Raw genomic sequence first — 24171 nt, forward strand, 5'->3', positions numbered from 1 at the left:
ATGACTCAATTAAATGATAATAAAGAAGTGTATAAATTAATTGAGCAGCTTCAGGAAGTGTATTGGTCATTCGATATAACAACTAAAAGAGTGCGTGATGTGTCTAAAGCATGTCAACTTATATTTGAATATACAGCTGAAGAGTTAATTAAAGATGCTACTCTATGGCAAAGGATCGTGATTGATGAAGAGGTTCATCAATTCTGTTTAGATTCAGTGACAGAACTTCAAGAAAAGCCATTTTCAATTGACTACCGAGTTCGTACAAAGAGTGGAAAAGAAAAATGGATACGTTCAAGGATGATGCCAGTTTTTGATGAGAATCAGCAACTCATTTCAATTGATGGGGTATTGACTGATATCACAAAAGAAAAAGTAGCAGCTATAAATTTATTAAATTATGAAACGTTATTAACAGCTGTATCCGACGCAAATCAAGAGTTGTTGGTTACAACAAATATGGCGGAAGCAATTGAGAGAGCATTGAAATCAGTCGTGACTAATACAAAATGTCATTCGCTTGCCGTTTTCTCTGTTTCGAACCAAGCTCGGCGTATTCGAGCTTATTTGGAGAATGACTGGTTCCCTCTTGATCAAGGAAACAATATTTGTGCTCTTGATCAAGAGTATATCATCACTCATATCGTTTCTAATAACATGTATTATGAAAGGTTAAAATACGGAGAATCGATTTTATTGACAAAAGGAGACTTCCCTCAACATTTGTTTGCAATTATAGAAGAAGTCAACATTGATTCGATTTTTTTAATTCCTATTATTATTAATGAAGATTTTTGGGGATGTCTTGGTGTTTATTGTCAAAAGAAGGGGTACGAGTGGTCGGATATGGAACGCCAGGTTTTAGCAGCCTTTGCAAGCAGCATTGGTCATTCCATTCTTAGAAACGAAATGCTCGAGGAATTGATTGAATCACGTACTTATTTAGAAGCCATTCTTAACAGTGGCGAAACAGGAATTTTCTCAGTTAATCGTTCATTTGAAGTAGTAATGTATAATCGTAAAATGTCTGATATCATTTCGAATTTTACCAATCTTATTATAAGAAAAAATCATACAGTTAAGCATATTTTTTCGGATCTAGGACTCAACGAAATGAAAGACCATATAGCATCCTCATTTAATGGGGAAAGCCATGTGGTTGATCTAATGTTTGAAAGCAATGGAGTTGAATGGTATGAGTGTAGTTTTAGCCCCATTTATGGCGAAGAAGAGAATGTTCGGGATGTATTAATCACCTTACGAAATGTGACGGAAAGAAAGCAAAACGAAGCTTTACTCCTTGATGCCAAAAGAGAAGCAGAACAGGTTAATCAAGCAAAGTCAGATTTTCTCTCTTCTATGAGTCACGAGCTGCGAACACCGTTAAATGCGATATTAGGGTTTTCTCAGCTTTTAGAAATTGATCAAATGGACCCTTTAACGGAAAACCAGCAAGAAAATTTACAAGAGATTTTGAAAGCTGGGCATCATTTATTAAACTTAGTTAAGCCTGTAGAACAAAGAAGGTTGCAGGTAGCTATTGAAAAGGTGAGACGCTTAATCGAAATAGATAATGTTCTGTCTATTCAACAAAGTGGTGAAAGACAGCTTAAATTAGGATGTGTTGATAAATTAATTGTGAGGTTTGATCGTTCGATTTATTTTATCCCATATAAAGATATTTTCTTTATTGAAAAGGTCGAAAGAAAGTCAGTCATTCATACGAAAGAGAAAGTATATGAAACGTATGAAAATCTCAATGTATTAGAAGAACGTCTCCCGTCTATATTTATTCAGACACATCGTTCTTATCTTGTTAATTTTCAACATGTCTCTCATATAAGACATTCAGGTGAGACTTATCTTATCTATTTTTACGGCTATGACAAACCTGCATACATATCAAGAAATAAAATGAGTACTGTTCAAAAATATATTGCTTTAAAGTAAAAACGAGAGGTTATCCTTCTCGTTTTTTGCTTGTCTCTTATTTGTGGCTTTTATTGTTTAAATAAACTAATTGTTGTCGTTAATTGTCGGAAATCTTGCTTGAATCAGATTAAATACAATAGACATTGTTAAGGTGAGAAGGATACACTAACAAGAATTAATTAGTTCGAATGGACTAGTAGGAAAGAGAAAGAAAATATTTGTATTTTAATTATTGATAATATAGGATCAAACATCACCTAATTGAAAAAAACACTTATTAAATTAGTTGTGTTGTTATATAAATATAATAGAAATGCTAAAGGAATACAAGATATTAATTGATAATAAAGGTGAATGTTAATATGTCAAGATAGTAATAAAATGACGAAGGAACCTGATTTGTACTCTAACAATATATGATGATTGACCATTTATGATGATTTTGAATTTCGAATGCACCTTTTACGAATCAATCAAATAAATGGTCTTTATTTGATCTTGTGAGATGTTCGTTAGTATAGGGTATATATGTAAAAAATAAGTGTATAATTTCGTAATTAAAATAACTTGAAAGTTGTCGTAGAGAAAGAAGAGAGGTGAAAGGAATGGGATCAAGCGTTTATTCAAAAGGTAAAACAATACAAGAGGCGATTGAACTGGCACTAGAACAATTAAAAGCTTCAAAGGAACAAGTAGAGATCGAGATCATTGAAGAAGGTGGAAAGCGAATGTTTGGATTAAGTTATCGTCCAGCACTCGTTCGTGTAACGAAGATAAAGTCTACCGATGATTCGATAAATGAGATAATAGACTCTTATGAAGAGGAAATCGATCTAATAAATCAAGTCGAAGAAAACCTTTCAGAAATTGAACAGGTGAAGCGAGAACCTGAAGAACAGTTAGAAGGAAAAGTTTGGGTAAAAGATGGAGAGATCTTTTGCAAAAATAAGCAAAATCAATATCCAGTTGTGGAAGTCGGACCAAATGTGACATTATATCGTAATCAAGCTATTGTTAAAGGCACAACTATTATTAAAGAGGAAGATGAGCTCATTCTTGAATTGAAAGAAGAGCGTATTGAGACAGTTTGGTCGATTGAAGTAGATCAGAGCTATAAAACTGTGAGATTACATATAAAACCAGGTGTGCATAAAATGTATGTCTTAAAGGACCAACCTCCATCGACTCGAATTAAACTCGAAACGGAACAACTAAAAATCCCCCTTTTACAATTGAAGAAGGAGGATGTTATTAGTAAGTTAGCGGAGCTTAAAATTAAGCATGGAGTTGATGCGTCTCTCATTGAACGAGCCTGTCAAGCAACAGAAGAAGGCACGTATAAGATTGTCACTGCGACAGAGCCAATAGAAGGGAAGAATGGTGAAGTATCATTCCTTGTTGAAGTAGATGAAAAAATGATGGGTCCCAAAGAATTAGGAAATGGCACAGTTGATTTTCGTGAAACGACTTATATCCCTACGATTGAGGAAGGAACAGTATTTGCGAAGATCGATCCACCTGAAGAAGGACAAGAAGGAAAAAATATTTTAGGCGAACCAATTCCAGCTCCAAAAGTATATCCTATCCTTGTTCGAACAGGAAAAGGAGCTACCTATTTAGAAGAAGATCGTCAACTTGTTGCAACGTTATCTGGAAGACCAGAAGTAAAACGGCAAGGCCATATGATACGAGCTTCTGTACTACCAAAATTCATCCACGCTGGGGATGTTGATGTTTCTACTGGAAATATTCGGTTTACAGGGGATGTCGACATTCATGGACAAGTTGATGAGAATATGATTGTTGATGCAGACGGAGATATATTTATTAAAGGAAATGTTAGCAATTCTTTCGTGCATGCTGGAAATACTGTTCGTATTAAACAAAATGTGATTAATAGTAAGGTTGAGGCAGGAAAAAGCAACTTTGTCGTTGCGAACCTTGGCCAAAAACTAGGTGTCATTCAAGCTGAATTAGCGAAAATAACAAGAGCCATTACGCAATTGTACCAAGTTAATGCTTTTAAACAGGCAGATACCGATTCGGTTGGCTTGAGTCCACTTCTAAAAATATTATTGGATCAAAAATTTAAACATTTTAAACCAGTGATTAAAGAGTTTATAAATGGGGTTCAAGAAAACAATGATATGCTTGATGAAGAATGGGCTGGTCTTGCGAATCGGTTCAAATCAAGTTTTCTTTTATTACACCCAGAAGGATTACAGAGCATCGCAGACCTTGAAAAAATGAATCGCTTCGTTAATCATGTGTATCAAATTAGTATCCTTCCTCCTGAACCTAATGCAAGTCTTACTTGTTCGTACGCATTAAATAGTGATCTTTTTTGTAGTGGGGCGATTAATATTGAAGGAAAAGGGGTATATAATTCTACGTTACATGCAGGAGGAGTATTAAAGGTCAATGGTGTATTTGTTGGAGGGTCTGGCTACGCAGGCTTAGGTGCCGTTGTGACAAGTACTGGTTCTAAGACTGGTGTCATGACAAAGATTAAAGTGCCTGCTCATGCGTCAATTCGAATTCAGACAGCGATGGAGGATACCATTGTTCAAGTCGGTAACCGAAGTCATAAATTCACTAAGGAAACAGAAAACGTATATGCTCGTCTAAATGACAAACATGAACTATTGCTTTATTAGAAGGAAGTGTTTTCGATTTTAGAATTAAATATAAACACAGCAAATAAATTTGAGTGAAGCTTTGAATGATTGGGAGGAGAATGAGATTTTAAGTCATTCTCCTTTTTCATCATAATTTCTTAACAATTAAATAGGTCGGAATGGTTGTTGAAATAGCTAATTAAAATCTTGAAAAACAAATTATTTTTATTATCTGAATTTTTTGTATTTGTATCCGAATGGTTAAAAATATTGTCTAAATAGAGCTATATATGTCGTGAAATATCGAGAAAAGGGTGTTGAGTGGGTATTCATGAGATAGACAATGCTTCTTCTCTCTCTTAGTATGAAGATAAAGATAGAGAAAGAAGGTGTTTTCATTGATAACTGTAGCAAAAAAAGAGCCAATTGTCTTATCAACAAATCAAATCAATGAAGAGAGAGTGGAAAAATTTCTTGAAAAATATCAACACCTTGTATGGAAGTATGCTCGCCGCTACAGTCTTCACTCACAAATGAACGAAGATTTAACTCAAGTTGGCATGATTGGACTATTACTTGCGATTAATCGATATAGCGAAGATCGAGGTTCGTCGTTTGAAGCATTTGCTATTCCAACAATTATTGGAGAGATAAAACGATATCTAAGAGACCAAACGTGGAGTGTTCATGTTCCACGTAGAGTTAAAGAAATGGGTCCTAGAATTCATAAAAAAGTTGAGGAACTGACAATTAAATTGCAACGGACACCAACGGTTAAAGAGGTTGCAGGTGCACTAGAAATTTCTGTAAAAGAAGTAGAGGATTGTCAGCAAACGTGGCAATCATATCAGGCTATTTCACTATACAAACAGTTTAATAGAGAGGATGAGGAGCTCACTCTTTTAGATATTATTCCTGTTTACGAAAGTGAGCTTGACAATATGATTCACTCTCAATATATAAAAGAAATGATGAAACATCTAACCGAAAACGAAAAAAAGATTATTTTTCTAACTGTTATGGATGGTTTCTCACAAAAGCAAGCAGCTGAAAAGCTGGGTTTATCACAAATGCAAGTATCAAGATTAAAAAGAAAAGCATTAGAAAATCTGAAATATTTTGCCGGGTAAGCAGGAAAAGTAGAAGGATATGAAGAAGAGTGTTTACTTAAGAGATAACTCTTAGCACTCTTCTTTATTAAAATTAGAAGATTTTGATTTGAAAGCGATTGCAAAAAAGTTGTTGACAATAATCTGAAGATTTCGTACAATTTTTACATCAGACTGACTAGTCGGTCTAAGGTGAAGAATGTAGAGGAGGATTTTATGAAACGAGTATTGATTGCAAACCGAGGAGAAATTGCTGTTCGGATTATTCGTGCCTGTCGCGAGTTAGGTATCGAGACAATTGCTGTCTATTCTGAAGCTGATAAAGAAGCTCTCCATGTTTTACTTGCTGACGAAGCGTATTGTATTGGACCAAGGCAATCATCGGAAAGTTATTTAAACATGACGAGTATTTTAGCGACTGCGCTTGCTGCTGGTGCAGATGCGATTCACCCTGGATATGGGTTTCTGGCGGAAAATGCGGTGTTTGCAGATCGATGTAAGGAACATGAAATCACTTTTATTGGACCATCTGCAGATGCAATACGTAGAATGGGTGCTAAATCTGTCGCTCGTGAAACGATGGAAGCAGCTGGAGTACCGATCGTTCCTGGTACGGATGGATTAATTGAAGATAATCAGGAAGCACTTAAGATCGCTGAACAAATCGGATATCCAGTTATCGTCAAAGCGAGTGCTGGCGGCGGTGGAAAAGGAATGCGAGTTGCTAATAATAAAGATGAACTTGAGAAAGCGATTTCAATGGCGAAAAATGAGGCAGAGACTGCCTTTGGAGATGGGGGAGTTTATCTAGAAAAATACATTGAGGACCCTCGTCACGTCGAAATTCAAATTATTGCTGATTCATTTGGACATGTCGTCCATCTGGGTGAGAGAGATTGTTCAATTCAGCGCAGACATCAGAAGCTAATCGAAGAAGCACCATCACCCGCATTAGATGAGGATCTCCGTAAAAAAATGGGTGAGGCTGCAATGAAAGCTGCTCAAGCAGTTGATTATTGTGGGGCTGGGACAGTTGAATTTTTATTAGATAAACACAAGGAATTCTATTTTATGGAAATGAATACACGTATTCAAGTTGAACATCCAGTGACAGAGCTTGTTACAGGTATTGATTTAATTAAAGAACAAATACTTGTCGCAGCAGATGAACCCCTTTCTTTTTCTCAAGACGCTGTAACATTGAACGGCTGGGCAATTGAATGTCGAATCAATGCAGAAAATCCTGATAAAAACTTTATGCCCTCGCCTGGGAAAATTGAAACCTATTTAGTACCTGGTGGATTTGGTGTCAGAGTGGATAGTGCAGCATACCAAGGCTATTCGATCTCACCTTTCTATGACTCAATGGTAGCTAAATTAATTGTTCATGGAAATACAAGAGAGGAAGCCATTGCGCGAATGAAACGTGCATTAAGTGAATTTGTTGTTGAAGGAGTAGACACAACCATTCCTTTTCATTTGCGACTCCTTGATCATGAAATATTCACTAGTGGAGAGTTCGATACAAAGTTTTTAGAAAAGTATGAGGTGTAACATCATCTGAAAGAGGGGGGAAGTAAAAATAATGAAAAAGAAGCCAACAAAGGAAAGAATTATTGAAACGGCCTTGCTTCTTTTCGAGGAAAATGGATTTCATGCTGTGACTGTAGATCGCATTGTTCAAGAAAGTGGGACATCAAAAGGTGGATTCTATCATAACTTCAAGTCGAAGGACGAACTTCTCTATACCGTTCATGACTCTTTTATTACATACATTCTGGATAAAGCAGAAGATGCATATAAACGTTATTCGACACCTGCTGAACGCTTGTACGAGACTGTTAGATCGTTTGTCATGATGTTTGAATTATATCGACCTCATGTCACCGTTTTTTATCAAGAGTCACTTTATTTAAGTAAAGATTACTTTGATGCAATAAAACGTAAGCGGGACCAATATAAAGGAATGATGTTTCGGGTAGTTGAAGAAGGAATAGCTTGCGGAGAATTTAGAAAAGAAATCCCGATTCCGATTACATCAATGGCGATTTTTGGTATGACTAACTGGACATATAAATGGTATAAGGAAACTGGCAGATATTCGATAAGTGAGATTGCTAATATTTATGCTGATTTAGTCATGCATGCTGTTATGACGACGGAAGCGCTCTCGAAGCCTGAAAATGCAAGGTTTTTTCTAACAAAAAATGAAAATGAAACATTCGAAAATTAAGGAGGAATATGTGATATGTATAAAATTAATGAAATTAAAGAGTTAATCCGCACGTTAGATAAATCGAGTATTGATGAATTAACAATCAAAGGAGAAGGGAAACAAGTCCTTACCTTACGTCGTAATCGCCTGCAACAGGCTGTGGTTGCCAAGGAGGTTAATCCTGTACAACCGCTAGTAGCTTCAAATAATCCCGTTACAACAGCTGCACCTGAGCAAGTTAGTGAAGAAAAACCAGCTGTAGCGAAAGAGCAAGCGCCATTAGATAATGAGGCAAATGAAGATGCAACCCTTCATGAAATTAAATCTCCAATGGTTGGAACGTTTTATTCGGCACCATCACCAGATGATGACCCATATGTGAAGGTTGGCGATCAGGTGACTACTGAGAAGGTCGTCTGTATTGTGGAAGCAATGAAGCTTATGAACGAGATTGAAGCTGAGGTCGAGGGAGAAATTGTCGAAATTCTAGTAGAGAATGGTCAATTAGTCGAATACGGCCAACCTCTTTTTAAAGTAAGAGCAAAAGCATAAGTGTTGATTGGAGGGAAGAGAACAAATGGACATGATAGATCGTATTAATGAGATGGAAGAACGAAGAGAGAAGGTCAAGCTTGGCGGTGGTCATGGTCGGATTGATGCACAGCATGATCGTGGTAAGCTAACGGCAAGAGAGCGGATTGATTTATTACTAGATGAAGGAACCTTCGTTGAACTTAATCCGTTTATTGAGCATCGTGGTCTAGATATTGGGTCAGCTGAAGCTCCAGGTGAAGGAGTCGTCACTGGGTATGGAAAAGTGGATGGGAGACTGATTTTCGTCTTTGCTCAAGACTTTACTGTATTTGGTGGTGCACTTGGAGAAATGCATGCCCAGAAAATTGTAAAAGTCATGGACTTAGCGGCAGAGAATGGTGCACCAATTGTCGGTTTAAATGATTCGGGCGGCGCACGTATTCAAGAGGGTGTGCTTTCCTTAGATGGCTATGGCCACATTTTTTATCGAAACTCGATATATTCAGGTGTTATACCACAAATTTCGGTTATTTTAGGACCTTGTGCCGGTGGAGCTGTTTATTCACCAGCGATCACAGATTTTGTATTTATGGTTGAGAAGACGAGTCAAATGTTTATTACAGGTCCTAAAGTCATTGAAAGTGTGACAGGAGCAAAAATTAACAGTGAGGACTTAGGCGGTGCCCGTGTTCATTCAAGTGTTAGTGGCGCAGCTCACTTTACAGGGAAAACAGAAGAAGAAGTGCTTGTTGAAGTTAGACGTCTCATTCAATTCCTTCCTTCTAATCACGAAGAAAAGGCGAAACGAGTAGAACCAAAAACAAAGCGACCATTGGATGAACGAATCGATGAACTCATTGATATTGTTCCAGTTGATGGCACAAAGGTTTATGATGTGCGCAAAGTCATTAAAAGTATTGTTGATGATGAGAATTTCATGGAAGTACAGCCAATGTTTGCAAAGAATATTGTTGTTGGATTTGGACGAATTGAGGGAGAAACAGTTGGAATGATTGCCAATAACCCGAAGATGATGGCTGGTGGCCTTGATATTGATTCTTCTGATAAATGCGCTAGATTTATCCGTTTCTGCGATTGCTTTAATATCCCGCTCATTACATTTGAAGATGTAAGTGGATTCATTCCAGGTGTTCAACAAGAGCATGGGGGAATTATTAGACATGGTGCCAAGATTCTCTATGCGTATTCAGAAGCGACGGTACCAAAAATCACAGTTATTCTCAGGAAAGCATTCGGCGGAGCATACGTTGCACTAAACAGTAAAGCGATTGGTGCAGATTTAGTTTTTGCATGGCCGAATGCTGAGATTGCCGTAATGGGACCTGAGGGTGCTGCGACGATTATTTTTGCAAAAGAAATTCGTGAGAGCAACAACCCAGACAAAACGAGAGCTGCCAAAATAGCTGAATATCGTGAACGTTTTGCCAATCCTTATGTAGCTGCTTCAAATGGAATGGTTGATGATGTCATTGATCCACGCGATACGAGAAAAAGTCTGGCACAAGGGCTAGAAATGCTACGAAATAAAAAGAAAAAACTTCCTAATAAGAAGCATGGTAACATTCCGTTGTAAGATGGTGTGGAGAGAACCTTTGCACGGATGAAATAAGTAATAGAAGGGAGTGAGTGGTTAGCCTTAGCAGGTGACCGACGCAAAATGGAGAAAAATCGCGATCTAGAGAAATTTTGTGAATTTACCGTTCCGACATATGAGCAGTGGCGCAGTGCAACAGAGAAGTCTTTGAAGGGGAAATCATTTGATACATTAGTGACAAAGCTAATGGATGATATTCTCATCGAACCGATGTATCAAGAGAGAGATATAGATAATCTATCAATTAAAGCGGATCAGCCTGGACAGTTTCCATATACAAGAGGAACGAGAAATGAAAGGTTCACATGGAAAGTGAGTCAAGAGCTCGCTGCCTCTACTCCGCAGCTATTAAATGAAATAGCGAAGCATGATATGGCTCGTGGACAAAATGTTTATCATATCATCCTTGATGATGACTTAAAGCAGGCAAAAGAAGCATCGCTTGAATCAAACGCACAAAGAGGCGTTCCTTTATATGATCTAGACGATGTGAAGGCATTATTTGATGGAATTGATGTCACTGCACAGCCCATTCATCTTGATACAGGTGAAGTGAATATACCCCTTTTAGCTGCAATCAGTACTTTGTTAGAAAGAAAAGTAGAGATAGAATCACTAACAGGTATTATTGCTGCTGATCCGATTCATCAGCTTGCTAAAACAGGAAGATTAACGTATTCACTTGATCAAACGTATAATCATCTCACTACAGCTGTAACATGGGCTAAAGAGCAGGGGCCATCATTAAGAACGGTTCTTGTCCAAACATATGCCTATCATAACGGTGGGGCAAGTCCAGCTGTTGAACTTGCATCAGCTCTATCAACAGGTGTTGCCTATGTTCAAGCTCTATTAGAACGAGGAGTACAAGTAGATGATGCTAGTAAAGCCATTGCATTTGCCTTTTCGATTGGAAGTGATTATTTCAGTGAAATAGCAAAAATAAGAGCAGCACGTACACTTTGGGCTGCGATTATGGCGGAATTCGGTGCATCAAAAGAGGCTCAGAAGATGAGCGTTCATGCGAGAACGTCTGCTTTTACAAAGACAGCCCAGGATACGTACGTTAATATTTTAAGAGGAACGAGTGAGGCATTTGCTGCTGCTGTTGCAGGTGTGGATAGTCTGCATGTAAGTGCGCTTGACGAGGCTATTCAAACACCGAGTTCTTTTTCACGCCGAATTGCTCGAAACACATCGCTCATTTTACAAGAAGAGGCTCATATTGATAAGACACTTGATCCTGCAGGGGGCTCATGGTATGTCGAATATATGACGGACCAGCTTGCGAAAAAAGCGTGGGGATTCTTTCAAGAAATAGAACGTGCGGGGGGAATCATTGCTGCACTTCAAGAAGAAGTGATCCAAAAGTGGATTAATCAGGCTTGGGAAGAACGCTTAGTGAAGGTCGAAAACCGAAAACAAACGATAGTTGGAGTGAATCAATTTGTGAATCTAGATGAAAAAGCAGCTCCAAAACCATCTGACCAATTGGAGCAAGAACGCAAGCGTTATCAAAAAGAACTTGAGAAAAAGCAGACAAAGACATTCACAGGACTGAATAAACCTGAGTCATTTGCTGAGGTCAGTCAATTGCTGCAAGAAGGTGTTCCGTTCTCTGTTATTCACGAATTGATCGGTGCTCATGATAAGAACGGAGTAACGATTACCTCTATTCCGAGTCGCCGCCTTTCAGAGCCATTTGAGCAGCTTCGTAAACGAAGTGAAGATCTTAGTGAGACTAATGAAAAGCGACCTACTGCTTATCTCCTTGGTCTAGGCTCATTAGCAAGTCATAAGGCACGAACTGATTTTATCACTGGCTTCTTTCAAAGCGGTGGTTTTGATGTACAAGTCTCAAATCCGATTGAAATGGCTAATCAAGCTGTTCAAGCTGCAAATGAATTTAACCTCATTGTACTCTGTGGTAAAGATGAAGATTATCAAGAGCAGGCAGCCACGATTGTGGAACAATTAAAGCAAAAAAATGAGAAAAGAAAAGTGTTTATCGCAGGACGCCCGCAAAAAGAACAAGAAACGAAGCTACAGCAAGCAGGGGTAGATGACTTCATTCATATCAAAACAAACGTATATCAGTTTTTATATGATCTACAAGAGTGGCTGAAAGGAGGAGGCAAATGAGTAAAAAGCCAGACTTTCAATCAATGCCGTTTCCATCTCTAAAGCAAGGAAAAAAGGCCGTTTCCAAAGAAGGAACACCTTTTAAAACAATGGAGCAAATTGATATTAGCTCTGTCTATACAAAAGAAGATACAGAGGGCATGCCGCATTTGAATTATGTAGCAGGTATCGCTCCGTTCTTTCGTGGACCTTACCCAGCAATGTACAAAGCAAGACCATGGACTGTTCGGCAATATGCAGGTTTTTCAACAGCGGAAGAAAGTAATGCTTTCTATCGCAGAAATCTAGCAGCAGGTCAAAAGGGTTTATCAATCGCATTTGATTTAGCGACACATCGCGGTTATGACTCTGATCACCCTCGTGTTGTTGGGGACGTCGGAAAAGCTGGGGTAGCTGTTGACTCGATTCTTGACATGAATATTCTTTTTGACGGGATTCCACTTGATCAAATGTCTGTATCAATGACGATGAATGGTGCAGTACTACCGATTATGGCTTTTTATATTGTTGCCGCAGAAGAGCAAGGAGTTCCGCCTGAAAAGCTAACAGGAACGATTCAAAATGATATCTTAAAAGAATATATGGTTCGGAATACGTATATTTATCCTCCAGAGGCATCTATGAAAGCGATTGCTGATATATTTGAATATACATCAAAATACATGCCAAAATTCAATAGTATTAGTATTTCAGGCTACCATATGCAAGAGGCTGGTGCGACGGCTGATATTGAGTTAGCTTACACGCTAGCTGACGGGCTTGAATATGTTCGTACAGGGATAAAAGCAGGGATGGATATTGATTCCTTTGCTCCTCGGTTGTCTTTCTTCTGGGCGATTGGAATGAATTATTATATGGAAGTTGCAAAAATGAGAGCTGCTCGACTGATTTGGGCTAAGCTAATGAAGCCATTCGCGCCGAAAAATGAGAAGTCTCTTGCGCTTCGTACGCATTCTCAAACATCAGGCTGGAGTTTGACAGAGCAAGATCCTTATAATAATGTTGTACGAACTTGTATTGAAGCGATGGCTGCAGCACTTGGGCATACTCAGTCATTACACACGAATGCATTGGATGAAGCAATTGCATTACCTACAGATTTTTCAGCAAGGATCGCTCGAAATACACAACTTTATTTACAGGAAGAAACAGGAATTACGAATGTGCTCGATCCTTGGGGAGGATCTTATTACGTCGAATCACTCACCGCTGAATTAATGCGAAAAGCCTGGGCTCATATCGAGGAAATTGAAGAGCTAGGTGGAATGGCTAAGGCGATAGAGACAGGACTTCCAAAGATGAGAATTGAAGAGGCTGCCGCAAGACGTCAAGCGCATATTGATTCAAAGAAAGAAACAATTATCGGTGTGAATAAATATCGTCTTGATCAAGAAGATTCGCTTGATATTTTAGATATTGATAATACGGCAGTTCGTGAGGCCCAACTTCGACGTCTAAAGAAGCTTCGTAATGAAAGAAATGAAGAAGATGTACAACGTGCTCTTGATGCGATTACACACGCAGCTGAAACAGGTGAAGGAAACTTACTTGAGCTCGCTGTGAATGCAGCGCGAGTACGAGCGAGTCTTGGTGAAATATCAATAGCTTATGAAAAAGTTGTCGGGCGCCATAAAGCGGTTATCCGCTCCATTAGTGGTGTTTACCGTAGTGAGTTTGGGGAGAAAGAAGAAATGAAGGAAATTCGTGAAATGACGGATCAATTTGCAGAAAATGAAGGAAGACGTCCACGTATTATGATTGCAAAAATGGGTCAAGATGGCCATGATCGTGGAGCAAAAGTCATTTCAACCGCATTTGCTGATATGGGCTTTGATGTTGATATTGGGCCACTTTTTCAAACACCAGAAGAAGCTGCTTTGCAAGCAGTAGAAAATGATGTTCATATTCTCGGGATGAGTTCACTAGCAGCAGGACATAAAACGCTCTTACCTCAAGTGATAGAGGAACTCAAAAAGCTTGGTCGAGAAGATATTCTTGTCATTATTGGTGGCGTTATTCCAGCACAAGACTATGAATTTTTGAAAGAAAAGGGAGCTGCTGAAATTTTTGGTCCAGGAACAGTCATTCCTGTCGCAGCACAAAAAATAATGAGTGAGTTAAATCGTCGCCTTGGTTATGATGAAGAGGGAACGGTTGTATAGAGAATGAGAGAGGAAGTGAAAACCACTTCCTCTTTTCTCCATTGTCAGAAAGGAAGGAGATTTATATGGATTCACAACCAGATTATAAGCGTAAAGAGCTTAATTTAGATGATTATGTTGATGGAATTAAACAAAATAATCGCGCGATGCTGGCTAGAGCAATTACCCTTGTTGAAAGCAATGCTACAAAACATTTCTCTCTTGCACAAGATGTTGTCACTCAAATTATGCCGCTAACAGGAAAGTCGATCCGAATTGGGATTACAGGTGTTCCAGGAGCAGGAAAGAGTACGTTTATAGAAGCTTTAGGAACAATGCTTTGTGAACAAGGCCATAAAGTAGCTGTTCTTGCAGTTGACCCGTCAAGTTCGCTTTCTCATGGAAGTATTCTGGGAGATAAGACGAGAATGGAGCGTTTGTCGAGGCATCCAAGTGCGTATGTTCGTCCATCACCTGCTGGCGGAACGCTTGGTGGTGTAGCAAGAAAAACGCGTGAGACTCTACTTTTATGCGAGGCAGCTGGTTATGATGTCATCATTGTTGAAACAGTTGGTGTTGGACAAAGTGAAATTGCTGTTCGGTCAATGGTCGATTGCTTCCTTCTTCTTATGTTGACAGGTGCTGGGGATGAGTTGCAAGGGATGAAAAAAGGAATCATGGAAATGGTTGATATCATGCTCATTAATAAAGCTGATGGAAAAAATAAGCAGGCAGCTGACCAAGCAAAAGTGGAACTAAGTCGCATTCTGCATATGATACCACCTGTTACTGAAGGATGGGAAACAATGGTTCAAACGGTTTCAGCTCTACATGAAACGGGTATTGATGAATGTTGGAAAACAATTTGTGCATTTCGAGATCATATGAAAGAAACACATCAATTTGAAAAGAGAAGAATGCAACAAGCAACAAACTGGCTCTATTCATTAATTGAAGAACAATTACTATCTCGTTTCTATGAAAATAATACGGTTAAAAAGCAGCTTCCACTCATGAGAGAAAATGTGCTAAGTGGACAAATAAGTGCGACAAAAGCAGCACTCACATTAATTAAAGATTTTGAAAATCGAAATATGAAGCTTCAATCAGAAAAATGATAATTATTTACTAATAAACTCTAGTATTTTTCTCGCTTTGTTTTAATTAGTATAAAATAAGATTGAATAATGAAAAACGTTGACTAATATTTTGTCTACGAATTCTAAATGAGATGGAGTGAGTAAATGAGTTCTTGTGATCGTTGTAGTCAATTTCCGCTACTGGAGTCAAAAGGTAGCCTTCTATTATACACGAAAAATGGTTCCCTGCAAGAAAAGTTAAAGTCGATTGTAGAGCAGCAAGTATCAGAGGAAGGACAAGTGATAAGTCTCGATTATACTTCTTTTGAACAGCTAGACTACTTATTAGACTTACTTGCTAAATGTCTATCAAAAGGAGAGAAGGAGCAAATACTTGGTAGCTATATGAGTGTAGGAAGTCATACAGAACGATTTCCTAATATGGTTTCTTTTGATAAACTCTATGAACGGCTTACACATCGAGAATTTTTAACGATCATTAATCAAGGTATGTTCACGCAATATATGCAACCAATTATTATATTAGATAATAAACAAATATTTGGTTATGAATTTTTACTTAGACAAGTTTCAAAAGACTATCCTTTTTTCCCAGGAGAGCTTTTCTCTTTTTCACAAAGAGCGGGCTTACATTCAAGCTTAGATAGTCAAGCGCGAATATCATCGATTCAAATGAGTTCTAAGGAATTGAAAAATGGTGTAAAACGATTTATTAATTTTGTACCATCTTCTGTATATGATCCAAATCATTGTTTAAAAAGTACCTTTCAAGCAGTTGAACATTTCGGGGTAGACCCAAATGATTTAGTGTTTGAGGTCGTTGAAACAGAGAAAATTGCCGATATTGATCATTTGAAAAAAATTTTTCGTACATACCAAGAACATGGTATGAAAATGGCGCTTGATGACTTAGGTGCAGGTTTCTCTACTCTTGAAGTTTTACAAGAACTGAAGCCTGATTTTGCAAAGATTGATCGTCATTTAATTGACCATTGTGACGAAAATAAAGAGAAGCAAGCGCAAATTCATGCTACTGTTAAAATAGCTAATGAATACGGAATGACGCTTCTAGCTGAGGGAATTGAACGAAAAGAAGAGGCTGATTTTTGTCAATCTCTTGGTATTTCCCTTGGCCAAGGCTACTTTTTTGGTAAACCACAGCCAAAACCACTAGAACTGAATGCAATAATCGTATAGAAAAGTAGACTGACAGATATAAATAATTGTTTCCTTTTGCTATAATGCAAGAATAGTAAAATAGTTTTTTGGCTTCAAAAGGAGGAGCAAAATGGTAGCGTCAAATATCTTTACGCAACAGGAAACAATAGCCGTTTTGGATTGTATCGGAGAGAATATATTTGTTGCGGATACGGAATTTAACCTAGTATGGATGAATAAAATGGCACATGAGCTCATTAATCAAATTAAGGAAGATGTTCATGTTTCAAGTTCTAATGAGGTTATTGGAAAGAATCTGTCTGTTTTTCATCGGAATTTTACTTATCAAGAGAAGATTCTTAAAGAGAGTCTTCCGTACACTTCAAGGATACAATTATTTGGTAAGTACTCTGCAGACCTAACTGTTACAGAATTAAAAAATGAACATAAAGATCACATTGGCTATATTCTTATTTGGAATGATGTAACAGAAGAAGAACAAGCAAATCAAGAGACTCAAAAATTAATCGAGGAATTAATGACGCCGATTCTTCCGATGATGGTTGATGATTCTCTCCTTGTTCCACTTATTGGCACATACGATGAACATCGTTTTGATATGCTTCAACGTAAATTATTACACGAATGCTCAAAGGCAGACACTGAATTCGTTGTCTTTGATTTTAGTGGAATGTCACTTGCGGATAATCAGAAATTAGTCACTCAAATCCGTACGTTAACAGATACTGTTTCGTTAATTGGAGCTGAACCCATTCATATTGGCTTCCCGATTAGCATGGTAAAACAGTTTGTTCAACATGGAATCAAAGCTGATGCCAAAACATTTAGAACGTTTAAAGAGGCTAGCACCTATTTGTTAAAAAGAAAAGGCTATTATATTGCTCCTATTGAAAATGAATAACAATAAAAAGAAGCTGCGCACTGCTGGATGCGGAGCTTCTTTTCTATTACGCAAGTAATGAAATATGGTCTAAAGGGATGGTATAAACAGAAGTGCGGTTTGTTTTCGGACTAAAATAAGAAAGCAGCAAACTCTCTTTTTCGATATAGTCAGTACCGTCATCTTGATTCGATAAAGCAAATGGAATCGTCTCTATCATCGTATGTTTATGAAGCTCCTTTTCACTTAGTTGCAAGGATGAAAAATCAGACGAAACGATTTCTGGCTTTTCAGCTAGGATATTCAAATATCTCGATTGCTCTTCTTTTGATAATGAGAAGGTCCACCATGTTTTACGTGGCTTGTGTTTCTGGTTCTCAAAGAAATCGAGCATCATCAGTCCTCTAATAAATGAAAGGGACGTTTTTATTCCGTGATTCGTTAGAAATTGATCAAGTCGTTTAAATAAATCCTCTAGTTGATGACCAATTCGAGACCAGCCTTGTGCATCCCAATAATCACCGAATGCTTGGAAAAAGTCAAAGGCAGAATCAAATTCTTTTGCAACTAAGTATTCAACTGTACGATCCATACGATGATCATTCCAGTATTTTTCGAGAACATCTTCTACTCGTTTAATGCGAATAATTTCATCAAAGGTTAAAACATTATTACTGAGAATTTCATAAGGTGCATGGTCCATATAGACATAATCATGGTCGGCAGCGCGTAGTCTCAGGCCTGTCCCACGCAGCATCTTTAAGAATCCTAGTTGCATTTCTTCTGGACGCAAGGCATAGACATCGTTAAATGTGTTCCGAAAAGAGTTATAGTCTTCTTCAGGAAGACCAGCAATTAGATCAAGATGCTGATCAATTTTTCCGCCTTCTTTGACCATCGTTACAGTACGAGTGAGTTTTTCAAAGTTTTGGCGACGCATGACGAGTTCATTCGTTGCATCATTCGTTGATTGCACCCCGATTTCGAAACGGAAAATACCATGTGGTGCATTCTCATTTAAGTATTGAAGTACCTCTGGACGCATAATGTCTGCTGTGATTTCAAATTGAAAGACACAGCCTTGGTGATTTTCAATTAAAAAGCGAAAAATTTCTAGTGCATAATCGCGTTTAATATTAAATGTACGGTCAACGAATTTGATCAATTTTGCCCCACTCTCAATTAAAAAAAGTAGGTCTGCTTTCACACGTTCGATATCAATATAGCGAACACCAACTTCAATAGAAGAGAGACAGAATTGACAGCTATAAGGACAGCCCCGACTCGTTTCAAAATAAGTGACACGTTTTGAAAGCCCATCTAAATCCTCTGGAAAGCGGTAAGGAGTCGGGATCTCATCAAGCTTCAGCTTCGGACGAGGAGCAGTCATGATCACTTCATCACCTTTTCTGTAAGCAAGTCCGAACACCATGTGATATTTTTGTGTAGTACTAAATTCTTCAAGGAAATGCTTAAACGTTTCTTCTCCTTCACCAACGACAATAAAATCAGCTGCCGAAAGTGTTTCAAGCCATTCTTTTGTATCATAGGAAACTTCAGGACCACCAAGAACAATCTTTGTTTCAGGCATGACTTTTTTTAGCATGTTAATGACTTTAATTGTTTCTTCGATATTCCAAATATAACAACTGAATCCGATGACATCGGGCTTTCGATCGTATAAATCAGAGACAATATTCATAACTGGATCTTTAATCGTATATTCAACCATTTCAATTGGAAAGTCAGGCTCTGCATAAGCTTTTAAACAGCGAAGAGCTAAACAGGTGTGGATGTATTTTGCATTTAACGTCGTGACGACGGTTTTCATTCGATCATCCCTCAATTCTTTTCTTTTGTTACGTCTAGTATGATACCATAGTTTCTTTAACTTGTTTAACTTCGAACGAAACGGCTGACTCTTAGTTTGAGTCAGCCGTTTCGTTAATAGGAATTGTTAATGGATATTCCCAAATTTGTTCTTGTAATCTCAACCGGGTTAATTTGAGTGTAAGTGAGTCAGAAAGTGGTTTTGCAAATTCATATATCGCAAGTAAACGATGAGTTTCGTTATTATAATCAGTTGTTGTAAAAACAGGATAAATTTCTTCATTTTTTTCAATCAGCGAAAGTTCAAGTCCCTTAATCTCATGGATGTCGGCAACTTGAATCTCTAACTTTCGATCATCGATTATGACTTTTTCCAGTATTAGGTCGTTGTTAATGAGGTTAATCATTCCATCCTGTACGTTTGAAAAAACCACTTCTCGTTGATAATACAATGGTTTTGTATAGACTTTTACATTTAATTGCTCAATTTCAGTACTGATAGGCGGAGTAAAGAACTGTCGAATGATGACTTGTTCTTTTTCCGCAGAATCATTGTCTGATGGGGCCGTTTCCTTATAGGTAGCCTCGTATGTTTGTCCATTTTCATCTGTAAGGATTGAATCCATGGTATATAGGTAATCATAGCTAGCATCGTATTCCCTCAATAATGAGGTTGCTGATACGGAAAGGAAAAAACCAGGTTGGTTTTCCCACTCACCTATTTCAATATTCTCAAATTGAATACGAAGATGGCTATTTTCTGATTCAAGATGTAGTTCACTTTGAGAAGAGTCAGTGCTTTTGCAGGCGCTAAGCAGGAAAGATAAGAGAAGGAGCAAAAAAAAGGCTTTCAACCAAATTCACCTCAACTGCATCAAATTTTCTCTAGTTTACCATGTCAAGCAACCCTTCACCTACTAAAATATGAACTCATTGTTAAAGTATTATGTCTATTAAGAGGTCACGACTTTGTTCTTTTTCTTTTCAGGCATATCAGGCATCGAGTTGACTGAGACAACTTCCTCCGTTTTCTTGGTTGGAGGGGTCCAAAATTTTTCATTTCCTGGCAAGTCATCAAACCAAGTAGCTTCCTTTGGACAGTCTAAGACCATGAATTTACCGTAATGATTATCTCGTGATTGATGGTACTTTAAATATGCTTTCCCATCTTCAATGGCAAGGATTTCAATTTTGCCAGAGGTATGGCTCATTGATAGACGTACCCTCTTACCAAGACCAGATGTTTTCGCTTTTGCCTTTTCGACAATGTTATAGGCTTTTTCAAGGGTGAGAACAAAGTCATTGTTCCCAGCTACTGGTCGATTAATAAAGAAATAATAAGGAGTTACACCAGCCCATGATAATCGATCAAGAAGCTCTGCTAAGACATCTGGATCATCATTTATTCCTTTTAAAACAGGTGTTTGATTGACGACAATGGCTCCTGCATCATGTAAGGCTTTAAAGGCTTTTTTTGCTTCTTCTGTGATTTCAACAGGGTGGTTAATATGAGCCATAATATAGATTCTGTTATCTGGAGTTGAATATTCTCGAATGAGTTCAAGTAGAGCCTCATCCTCATAAATTCTCATTGGATTAAAAACAGGCATTTTTGAGCCGATTCGGATAATTTTAACATGATCAATTTCACGTAAACGCTCAATAATCATTCGCAGTTTTTTTGTGGCAAGGATAAGAGGGTCTCCACCTGTTAAGAGTACATTATTGATTTCAGGCGTGTTGGCAATATATTCAATACCTGGCTCTACATCAGACATGGCTTCTTTCACGTCGTTACGAAACAGGCGTTTACGGAAGCAATAACGACAATACGCACCACATACCTCTGAACATATTAACAAAGCCGTTGTTTCGTACTTGTGTTGACAGCCTGGAACGACATAGTTCGTATCTTCATCAGAAGCATCCCAACGCCCATATTCATCAAGTTCACCTTCATTTGGAATGACTAGCTTTCGTATGGGATCGTTCGGATTATTCCAATCAATTAGACTTAAATAATACTCATTTACACGAAAAACAAATTTTTCTGTGATTTTCTTTAGCTTTTCTCTTTCATGTTCTGGAATTTGTTCGATTTTGTCGAGGTTCATGACATATTTAGGTTGAGCCATGATCATCACCGTCCTTTTGTTATTTGGTAAACGCATAAGCAGGATTGATTATAACAACGAAATGATAAAATAGTCAAAAAAGAAAGAAAAATTCGATAATTTAATTGAAATGAAAGGATTACTTCATAAATTGCTTTTAAATCAAAGCATATGGAATTTGACTAACAGATAAAAAATCAAATTAAAAATATTTTAAAATAATTGAAAAAACAATTTATAAATAGGTAAATAGACTATATAATGAAATAAATATTTCATATTATGATAATGAGAAATAAATATTTCATGGAGGGGTTTTAAATGGCAATTGAGCGAGATAAGGAATCTTTAGTAACGTTTCTTGAAAAAACGAATCAATCAAAGAGATTTCTGGAGAAAGCAGAAATGATTATGCCAGGTGGGGTAACAGCGAATATCAAGTATTTTGCACCTTATCCGATTGTATTATCAAAAGCCCAGGGTGCTTATGTAACAGACGTTGATGGAAATCAGTATATTGATTATCTACTATCGTATGGTGCACTAATGCTTGGACATGGCCATTCTCAGATAAAGGAAGCAGTCGTTCGTCAGCTTGAAGAAGATGGAACTAATTTATTTGGTACACCACATCAACTTGAAGTGGAGATGGGAGAGACGATTCAAACGCTTTATCCGAGCATGGAGCGCCTGCGCTATACCAATTCGGGAACAGAAGCGACACTGCTAGCATTGCGAATAGCAGCTGCATACACGGGGAAAAGAAAGATTGCTAAATTTGAAGGTCATTATCATGGAGGATATGATGAAGTGCTTGTTAGTGTTAATCCGTCTCTTGCAAAAGCAGGACCAGAAGAGAGACCACATGCTGTGCTTGAATCAAAAGGAATGTCGCAGTCACACCTTGAAACGACGATTGTTCTTCCGTTTAACGATTTGGAAAGTTGTGAACAGATCTTACGAGACAATCATAAGGATATAAGTGCTGTTATCATTGAACCATTGCAAGCAGGGTTCATTCCAGCCAAACCTATTTTTATAGAAGGATTAAGAAAGCTAACAGAAGAACTGGATATTTTACTTATTTTCGATGAAGTGAAGACAGGATTTCGTGTTAGCCTTGGCGGTGCGCAAGAATTGTATCACGTCGAACCTGATATAACGACGTTAGGGAAAGTAATCGGAGGAGGTTTTCCAGTTGGCATAGTTGGAGGAAGGAAAGATATTATGATGGTTAGTGCACCAAAAGGGAGTGCTGATGTTTTTGATCATAGTCAAAGTAAAGGATCGTCTGCTAGTGAAGTCCTTTTCCATAGTGGCACCTACAATGGGCATCCGACAATATTGGCCGCTGGTTTAGCAACCATTTCTGTTCTGAAAAATGAGATGAATCATGTATTAAATACGACTGAAGAGTTAAAATCTCGACTAGAATGGCTCTTCCAAAAGCATCATATTCCAATGAAGGCGATTGGTGTAGGCTCAATTTTTAGTGTAGTATTAACTGAGATAGAAAAGATTCAGAATTATCGTGATCTACAATTAACAAACCTTCGCTTACGTAAAGAAATAGATCTCCATCTACTAGGGGAGGGAATTTACATGAAACCTCTTAATCGTTATAGTTTGTCAACAGCTCATACAGAATTAGAGGTGAAGAGCACTGTTCAAGCGTATGAACACATTTTAGCGAAAGGGTTGCGGTAATTCAAGGAGGGGCTAAATGAATGCTGCAAAGTGACGTGTATCAACGAATCATTGAAGAACAAAGCAAAATGAGCAAATTACAAAAAAAAATTGCTGCTTATTTAATCGATCATGCAGAAACGGCGCCTTTTTTAACAGCATCTAAATTGGCAAAGCATGTCGGTGTAGGTGAAGCGACAGTTGTTCGATTTGCTGTTTTTCTTGGATACAAAGGCTATCCAGATTTGCAGGGGCATTTGCAAGAAGCTCTGCAACGAAAAATGACCGCTGCAGAAGTATTTGCTCATACAACTGATGAAACAGATAAGCCTGTTCATGCTCTGTCAGAAATTTTATCGGATGATATTCATAATTTAAAAGCAACATTAACACAAATTGATCCACAAGAGTTTGAAAGAGCAGTTGAAACGATTATTTCTGCTAAACGTATTTATATTATCGCTTATAGAAGTGCAGCGAGTATTGGAATGTTTCTTCATTTTTACTTAGATTTGGTTTTGCAGAATACAGAACTGATTGAACATGCGGACGGCGTGTCAGAACATATTCTTGATATTGGAAATAAAGATCTTGTTATTGGTTTTGGATTTTCTAGATACACAAAGCGAACAGTGGAGGTATTGAAGTTTGTGAAACAGCGTGGAGCTAAAACGTTAGTGATAACGGACCATGTGATGTCGCCACTCGTTCCTTACGCAGATCGGACTCTTCATGCCGCCACAGAAATCAATTCATTTATTGATTCTTTTACAGCGCCTCTTAGTATTGTCAACGCGCTTATTACAGCCGTTACTCGAAGTGAGCAGACAAAAGTAGAAAAGAGATTAAAAGGATTAGAAGAGCTTTGGGAAACCTTTGATGTATTCTACGATTAGAGAATACATATGAAAAAGGACGGTCTCGCAGTCATGCGTTGAACCGTCTTTTTTTCTTTAAGGAAAGATAAAATTCGATGATGTCTAGCGCAAGCAGCCTAGCCGCTCGAGATTGCTTCATCTTGTAAATAGTTTCCAAAAATCTGGAAATATATTGACGGTCTTTCAGCTCACTGACCA

The 24171-nt window shown here is 37.9% G+C and carries 17 protein-coding genes; 14 read left to right on the plus strand and 3 right to left on the minus strand.

Features of this window, described 5'->3' with window-relative positions; all coding sequences use genetic code 11:
* The 12 genes from IQ10_RS09130 to IQ10_RS09185 all read left to right on the plus strand — a co-directional run bounded on the left by IQ10_RS09130 (position 1) and on the right by IQ10_RS09185 (position 17486).
* Complete coding sequence (locus tag IQ10_RS09130) at positions 1-1950, plus strand: LytTR family transcriptional regulator DNA-binding domain-containing protein (protein ID WP_144450180.1); 1950 nt, start codon at positions 1-3, stop codon at positions 1948-1950.
* Between the two features lie 587 nt (positions 1951-2537).
* Entirely contained in the window at positions 2538-4589 is a 2052-nt protein-coding gene (locus IQ10_RS09135; RefSeq protein WP_144450181.1) for a FapA family protein, read from the plus strand.
* A 359-nt stretch (positions 4590-4948) separates the two neighbouring features.
* Positions 4949-5680, plus strand: a complete 732-nt coding sequence (locus IQ10_RS09140) for a SigB/SigF/SigG family RNA polymerase sigma factor (protein WP_158640019.1) — start codon at positions 4949-4951, stop codon at positions 5678-5680.
* A 195-nt stretch (positions 5681-5875) separates the two neighbouring features.
* Positions 5876-7213, plus strand: a complete 1338-nt coding sequence (accC, locus tag IQ10_RS09145) for an acetyl-CoA carboxylase biotin carboxylase subunit (RefSeq protein ID WP_144450183.1) — start codon at positions 5876-5878, stop codon at positions 7211-7213.
* 31 nt (positions 7214-7244) lie between these two features.
* Positions 7245-7892, plus strand: coding sequence for a TetR/AcrR family transcriptional regulator (locus IQ10_RS09150; RefSeq protein ID WP_144450184.1), 648 nt, complete (start codon positions 7245-7247; stop codon positions 7890-7892).
* 15 nt (positions 7893-7907) lie between these two features.
* Positions 7908-8426: an acetyl-CoA carboxylase biotin carboxyl carrier protein gene (accB, locus tag IQ10_RS09155; protein WP_144450185.1), complete on the plus strand. Its 519-nt coding sequence runs from the start codon at positions 7908-7910 to the stop codon at positions 8424-8426.
* A 25-nt stretch (positions 8427-8451) separates the two neighbouring features.
* The gene (locus IQ10_RS09160; protein WP_144450186.1) at positions 8452-10002 is read left to right on the plus strand and encodes an acyl-CoA carboxylase subunit beta; all 1551 of its coding nucleotides are present in this window, start codon (positions 8452-8454) and stop codon (positions 10000-10002) included.
* Positions 10003-10086: 84 nt separating this feature from the next.
* The gene (locus IQ10_RS09165) at positions 10087-12165 is read left to right on the plus strand and encodes a methylmalonyl-CoA mutase family protein (protein ID WP_144450187.1); all 2079 of its coding nucleotides are present in this window, start codon (positions 10087-10089) and stop codon (positions 12163-12165) included.
* Entirely contained in the window at positions 12162-14327 is a 2166-nt protein-coding gene (gene scpA, locus IQ10_RS09170; protein WP_144450188.1) for a methylmalonyl-CoA mutase, read from the plus strand. Before IQ10_RS09165 ends, scpA begins: the two co-directional genes overlap by 4 nt.
* A 65-nt stretch (positions 14328-14392) precedes the next feature.
* Positions 14393-15424 (plus strand): methylmalonyl Co-A mutase-associated GTPase MeaB, encoded by a 1032-nt coding sequence (gene meaB / locus IQ10_RS09175; RefSeq protein WP_144450189.1) that lies wholly within the window; start codon positions 14393-14395, stop codon positions 15422-15424.
* Positions 15425-15550: 126 nt separating this feature from the next.
* The gene (locus tag IQ10_RS09180) at positions 15551-16603 is read left to right on the plus strand and encodes an EAL domain-containing protein (RefSeq protein ID WP_144450190.1); all 1053 of its coding nucleotides are present in this window, start codon (positions 15551-15553) and stop codon (positions 16601-16603) included.
* Positions 16604-16694: 91 nt separating this feature from the next.
* Complete coding sequence (locus tag IQ10_RS09185) at positions 16695-17486, plus strand: hypothetical protein (RefSeq protein ID WP_144450191.1); 792 nt, start codon at positions 16695-16697, stop codon at positions 17484-17486.
* Positions 17487-17532: 46 nt separating this feature from the next.
* Here IQ10_RS09185 and IQ10_RS09190 read toward each other — a convergent pair whose 3' ends face one another.
* The 3 genes from IQ10_RS09190 to IQ10_RS09200 form a co-directional block, all read right to left on the minus strand.
* A complete protein-coding gene (locus tag IQ10_RS09190) occupies positions 17533-19296 on the minus strand; it encodes a B12-binding domain-containing radical SAM protein (protein WP_144450192.1) in 1764 nt (587 codons plus the stop codon).
* A 91-nt stretch (positions 19297-19387) separates the two neighbouring features.
* Positions 19388-20149 (minus strand): hypothetical protein, encoded by a 762-nt coding sequence (locus tag IQ10_RS09195; RefSeq protein ID WP_144450193.1) that lies wholly within the window; start codon positions 20147-20149, stop codon positions 19388-19390.
* Between the two features lie 99 nt (positions 20150-20248).
* A complete protein-coding gene (locus tag IQ10_RS09200) occupies positions 20249-21430 on the minus strand; it encodes a KamA family radical SAM protein (protein WP_144450194.1) in 1182 nt (393 codons plus the stop codon).
* A gap of 300 nt (positions 21431-21730) precedes the next feature.
* Here IQ10_RS09200 and IQ10_RS09205 point away from each other — a divergent pair, with 300 nt between their 5' ends.
* Both IQ10_RS09205 and IQ10_RS09210 read left to right on the plus strand, forming a co-directional pair.
* Complete coding sequence (locus IQ10_RS09205; protein ID WP_144450195.1) at positions 21731-23116, plus strand: aspartate aminotransferase family protein; 1386 nt, start codon at positions 21731-21733, stop codon at positions 23114-23116.
* A 20-nt stretch (positions 23117-23136) separates the two neighbouring features.
* Complete coding sequence (locus tag IQ10_RS09210) at positions 23137-23991, plus strand: MurR/RpiR family transcriptional regulator (RefSeq protein ID WP_144450196.1); 855 nt, start codon at positions 23137-23139, stop codon at positions 23989-23991.
* The last annotated feature ends 180 nt before the right edge of the window (positions 23992-24171 follow it).

This window comes from Halalkalibacter nanhaiisediminis (assembly GCF_007830185.1).
Lineage (GTDB): Bacteria > Bacillota > Bacilli > Bacillales > Bacillaceae_D > Halalkalibacter > Halalkalibacter nanhaiisediminis.

What these genes read in the sequence shown, in the direction of transcription:
- IQ10_RS09210 (WP_144450196.1), top strand. Translation starts at nt 23,137, where the DNA reads ATGCTGCAAAGTGACGTGTATCAACGAATCATTGAAGAACAAAGCAAA.
- IQ10_RS09180 (WP_144450190.1), top strand. Translation starts at nt 15,551, where the DNA reads ATGAGTTCTTGTGATCGTTGTAGTCAATTTCCGCTACTGGAGTCAAAA.
- IQ10_RS09160 (WP_144450186.1), top strand. Translation starts at nt 8,452, where the DNA reads ATGGACATGATAGATCGTATTAATGAGATGGAAGAACGAAGAGAGAAG.
- IQ10_RS09150 (WP_144450184.1), top strand. Translation starts at nt 7,245, where the DNA reads ATGAAAAAGAAGCCAACAAAGGAAAGAATTATTGAAACGGCCTTGCTT.
- IQ10_RS09130 (WP_144450180.1), top strand. Translation starts at nt 1, where the DNA reads ATGACTCAATTAAATGATAATAAAGAAGTGTATAAATTAATTGAGCAG.
- meaB (WP_144450189.1), top strand. Translation starts at nt 14,393, where the DNA reads ATGGATTCACAACCAGATTATAAGCGTAAAGAGCTTAATTTAGATGAT.
- IQ10_RS09200 (WP_144450194.1), bottom strand. Translation starts at nt 21,430, where the DNA reads ATGGCTCAACCTAAATATGTCATGAACCTCGACAAAATCGAACAAATT.
- accB (WP_144450185.1), top strand. Translation starts at nt 7,908, where the DNA reads ATGTATAAAATTAATGAAATTAAAGAGTTAATCCGCACGTTAGATAAA.
- accC (WP_144450183.1), top strand. Translation starts at nt 5,876, where the DNA reads ATGAAACGAGTATTGATTGCAAACCGAGGAGAAATTGCTGTTCGGATT.
- IQ10_RS09135 (WP_144450181.1), top strand. Translation starts at nt 2,538, where the DNA reads ATGGGATCAAGCGTTTATTCAAAAGGTAAAACAATACAAGAGGCGATT.
- IQ10_RS09185 (WP_144450191.1), top strand. Translation starts at nt 16,695, where the DNA reads ATGGTAGCGTCAAATATCTTTACGCAACAGGAAACAATAGCCGTTTTG.
- IQ10_RS09165 (WP_144450187.1), top strand. Translation starts at nt 10,087, where the DNA reads ATGGAGAAAAATCGCGATCTAGAGAAATTTTGTGAATTTACCGTTCCG.
- scpA (WP_144450188.1), top strand. Translation starts at nt 12,162, where the DNA reads ATGAGTAAAAAGCCAGACTTTCAATCAATGCCGTTTCCATCTCTAAAG.
- IQ10_RS09205 (WP_144450195.1), top strand. Translation starts at nt 21,731, where the DNA reads ATGGCAATTGAGCGAGATAAGGAATCTTTAGTAACGTTTCTTGAAAAA.
- IQ10_RS09190 (WP_144450192.1), bottom strand. Translation starts at nt 19,296, where the DNA reads ATGAAAACCGTCGTCACGACGTTAAATGCAAAATACATCCACACCTGT.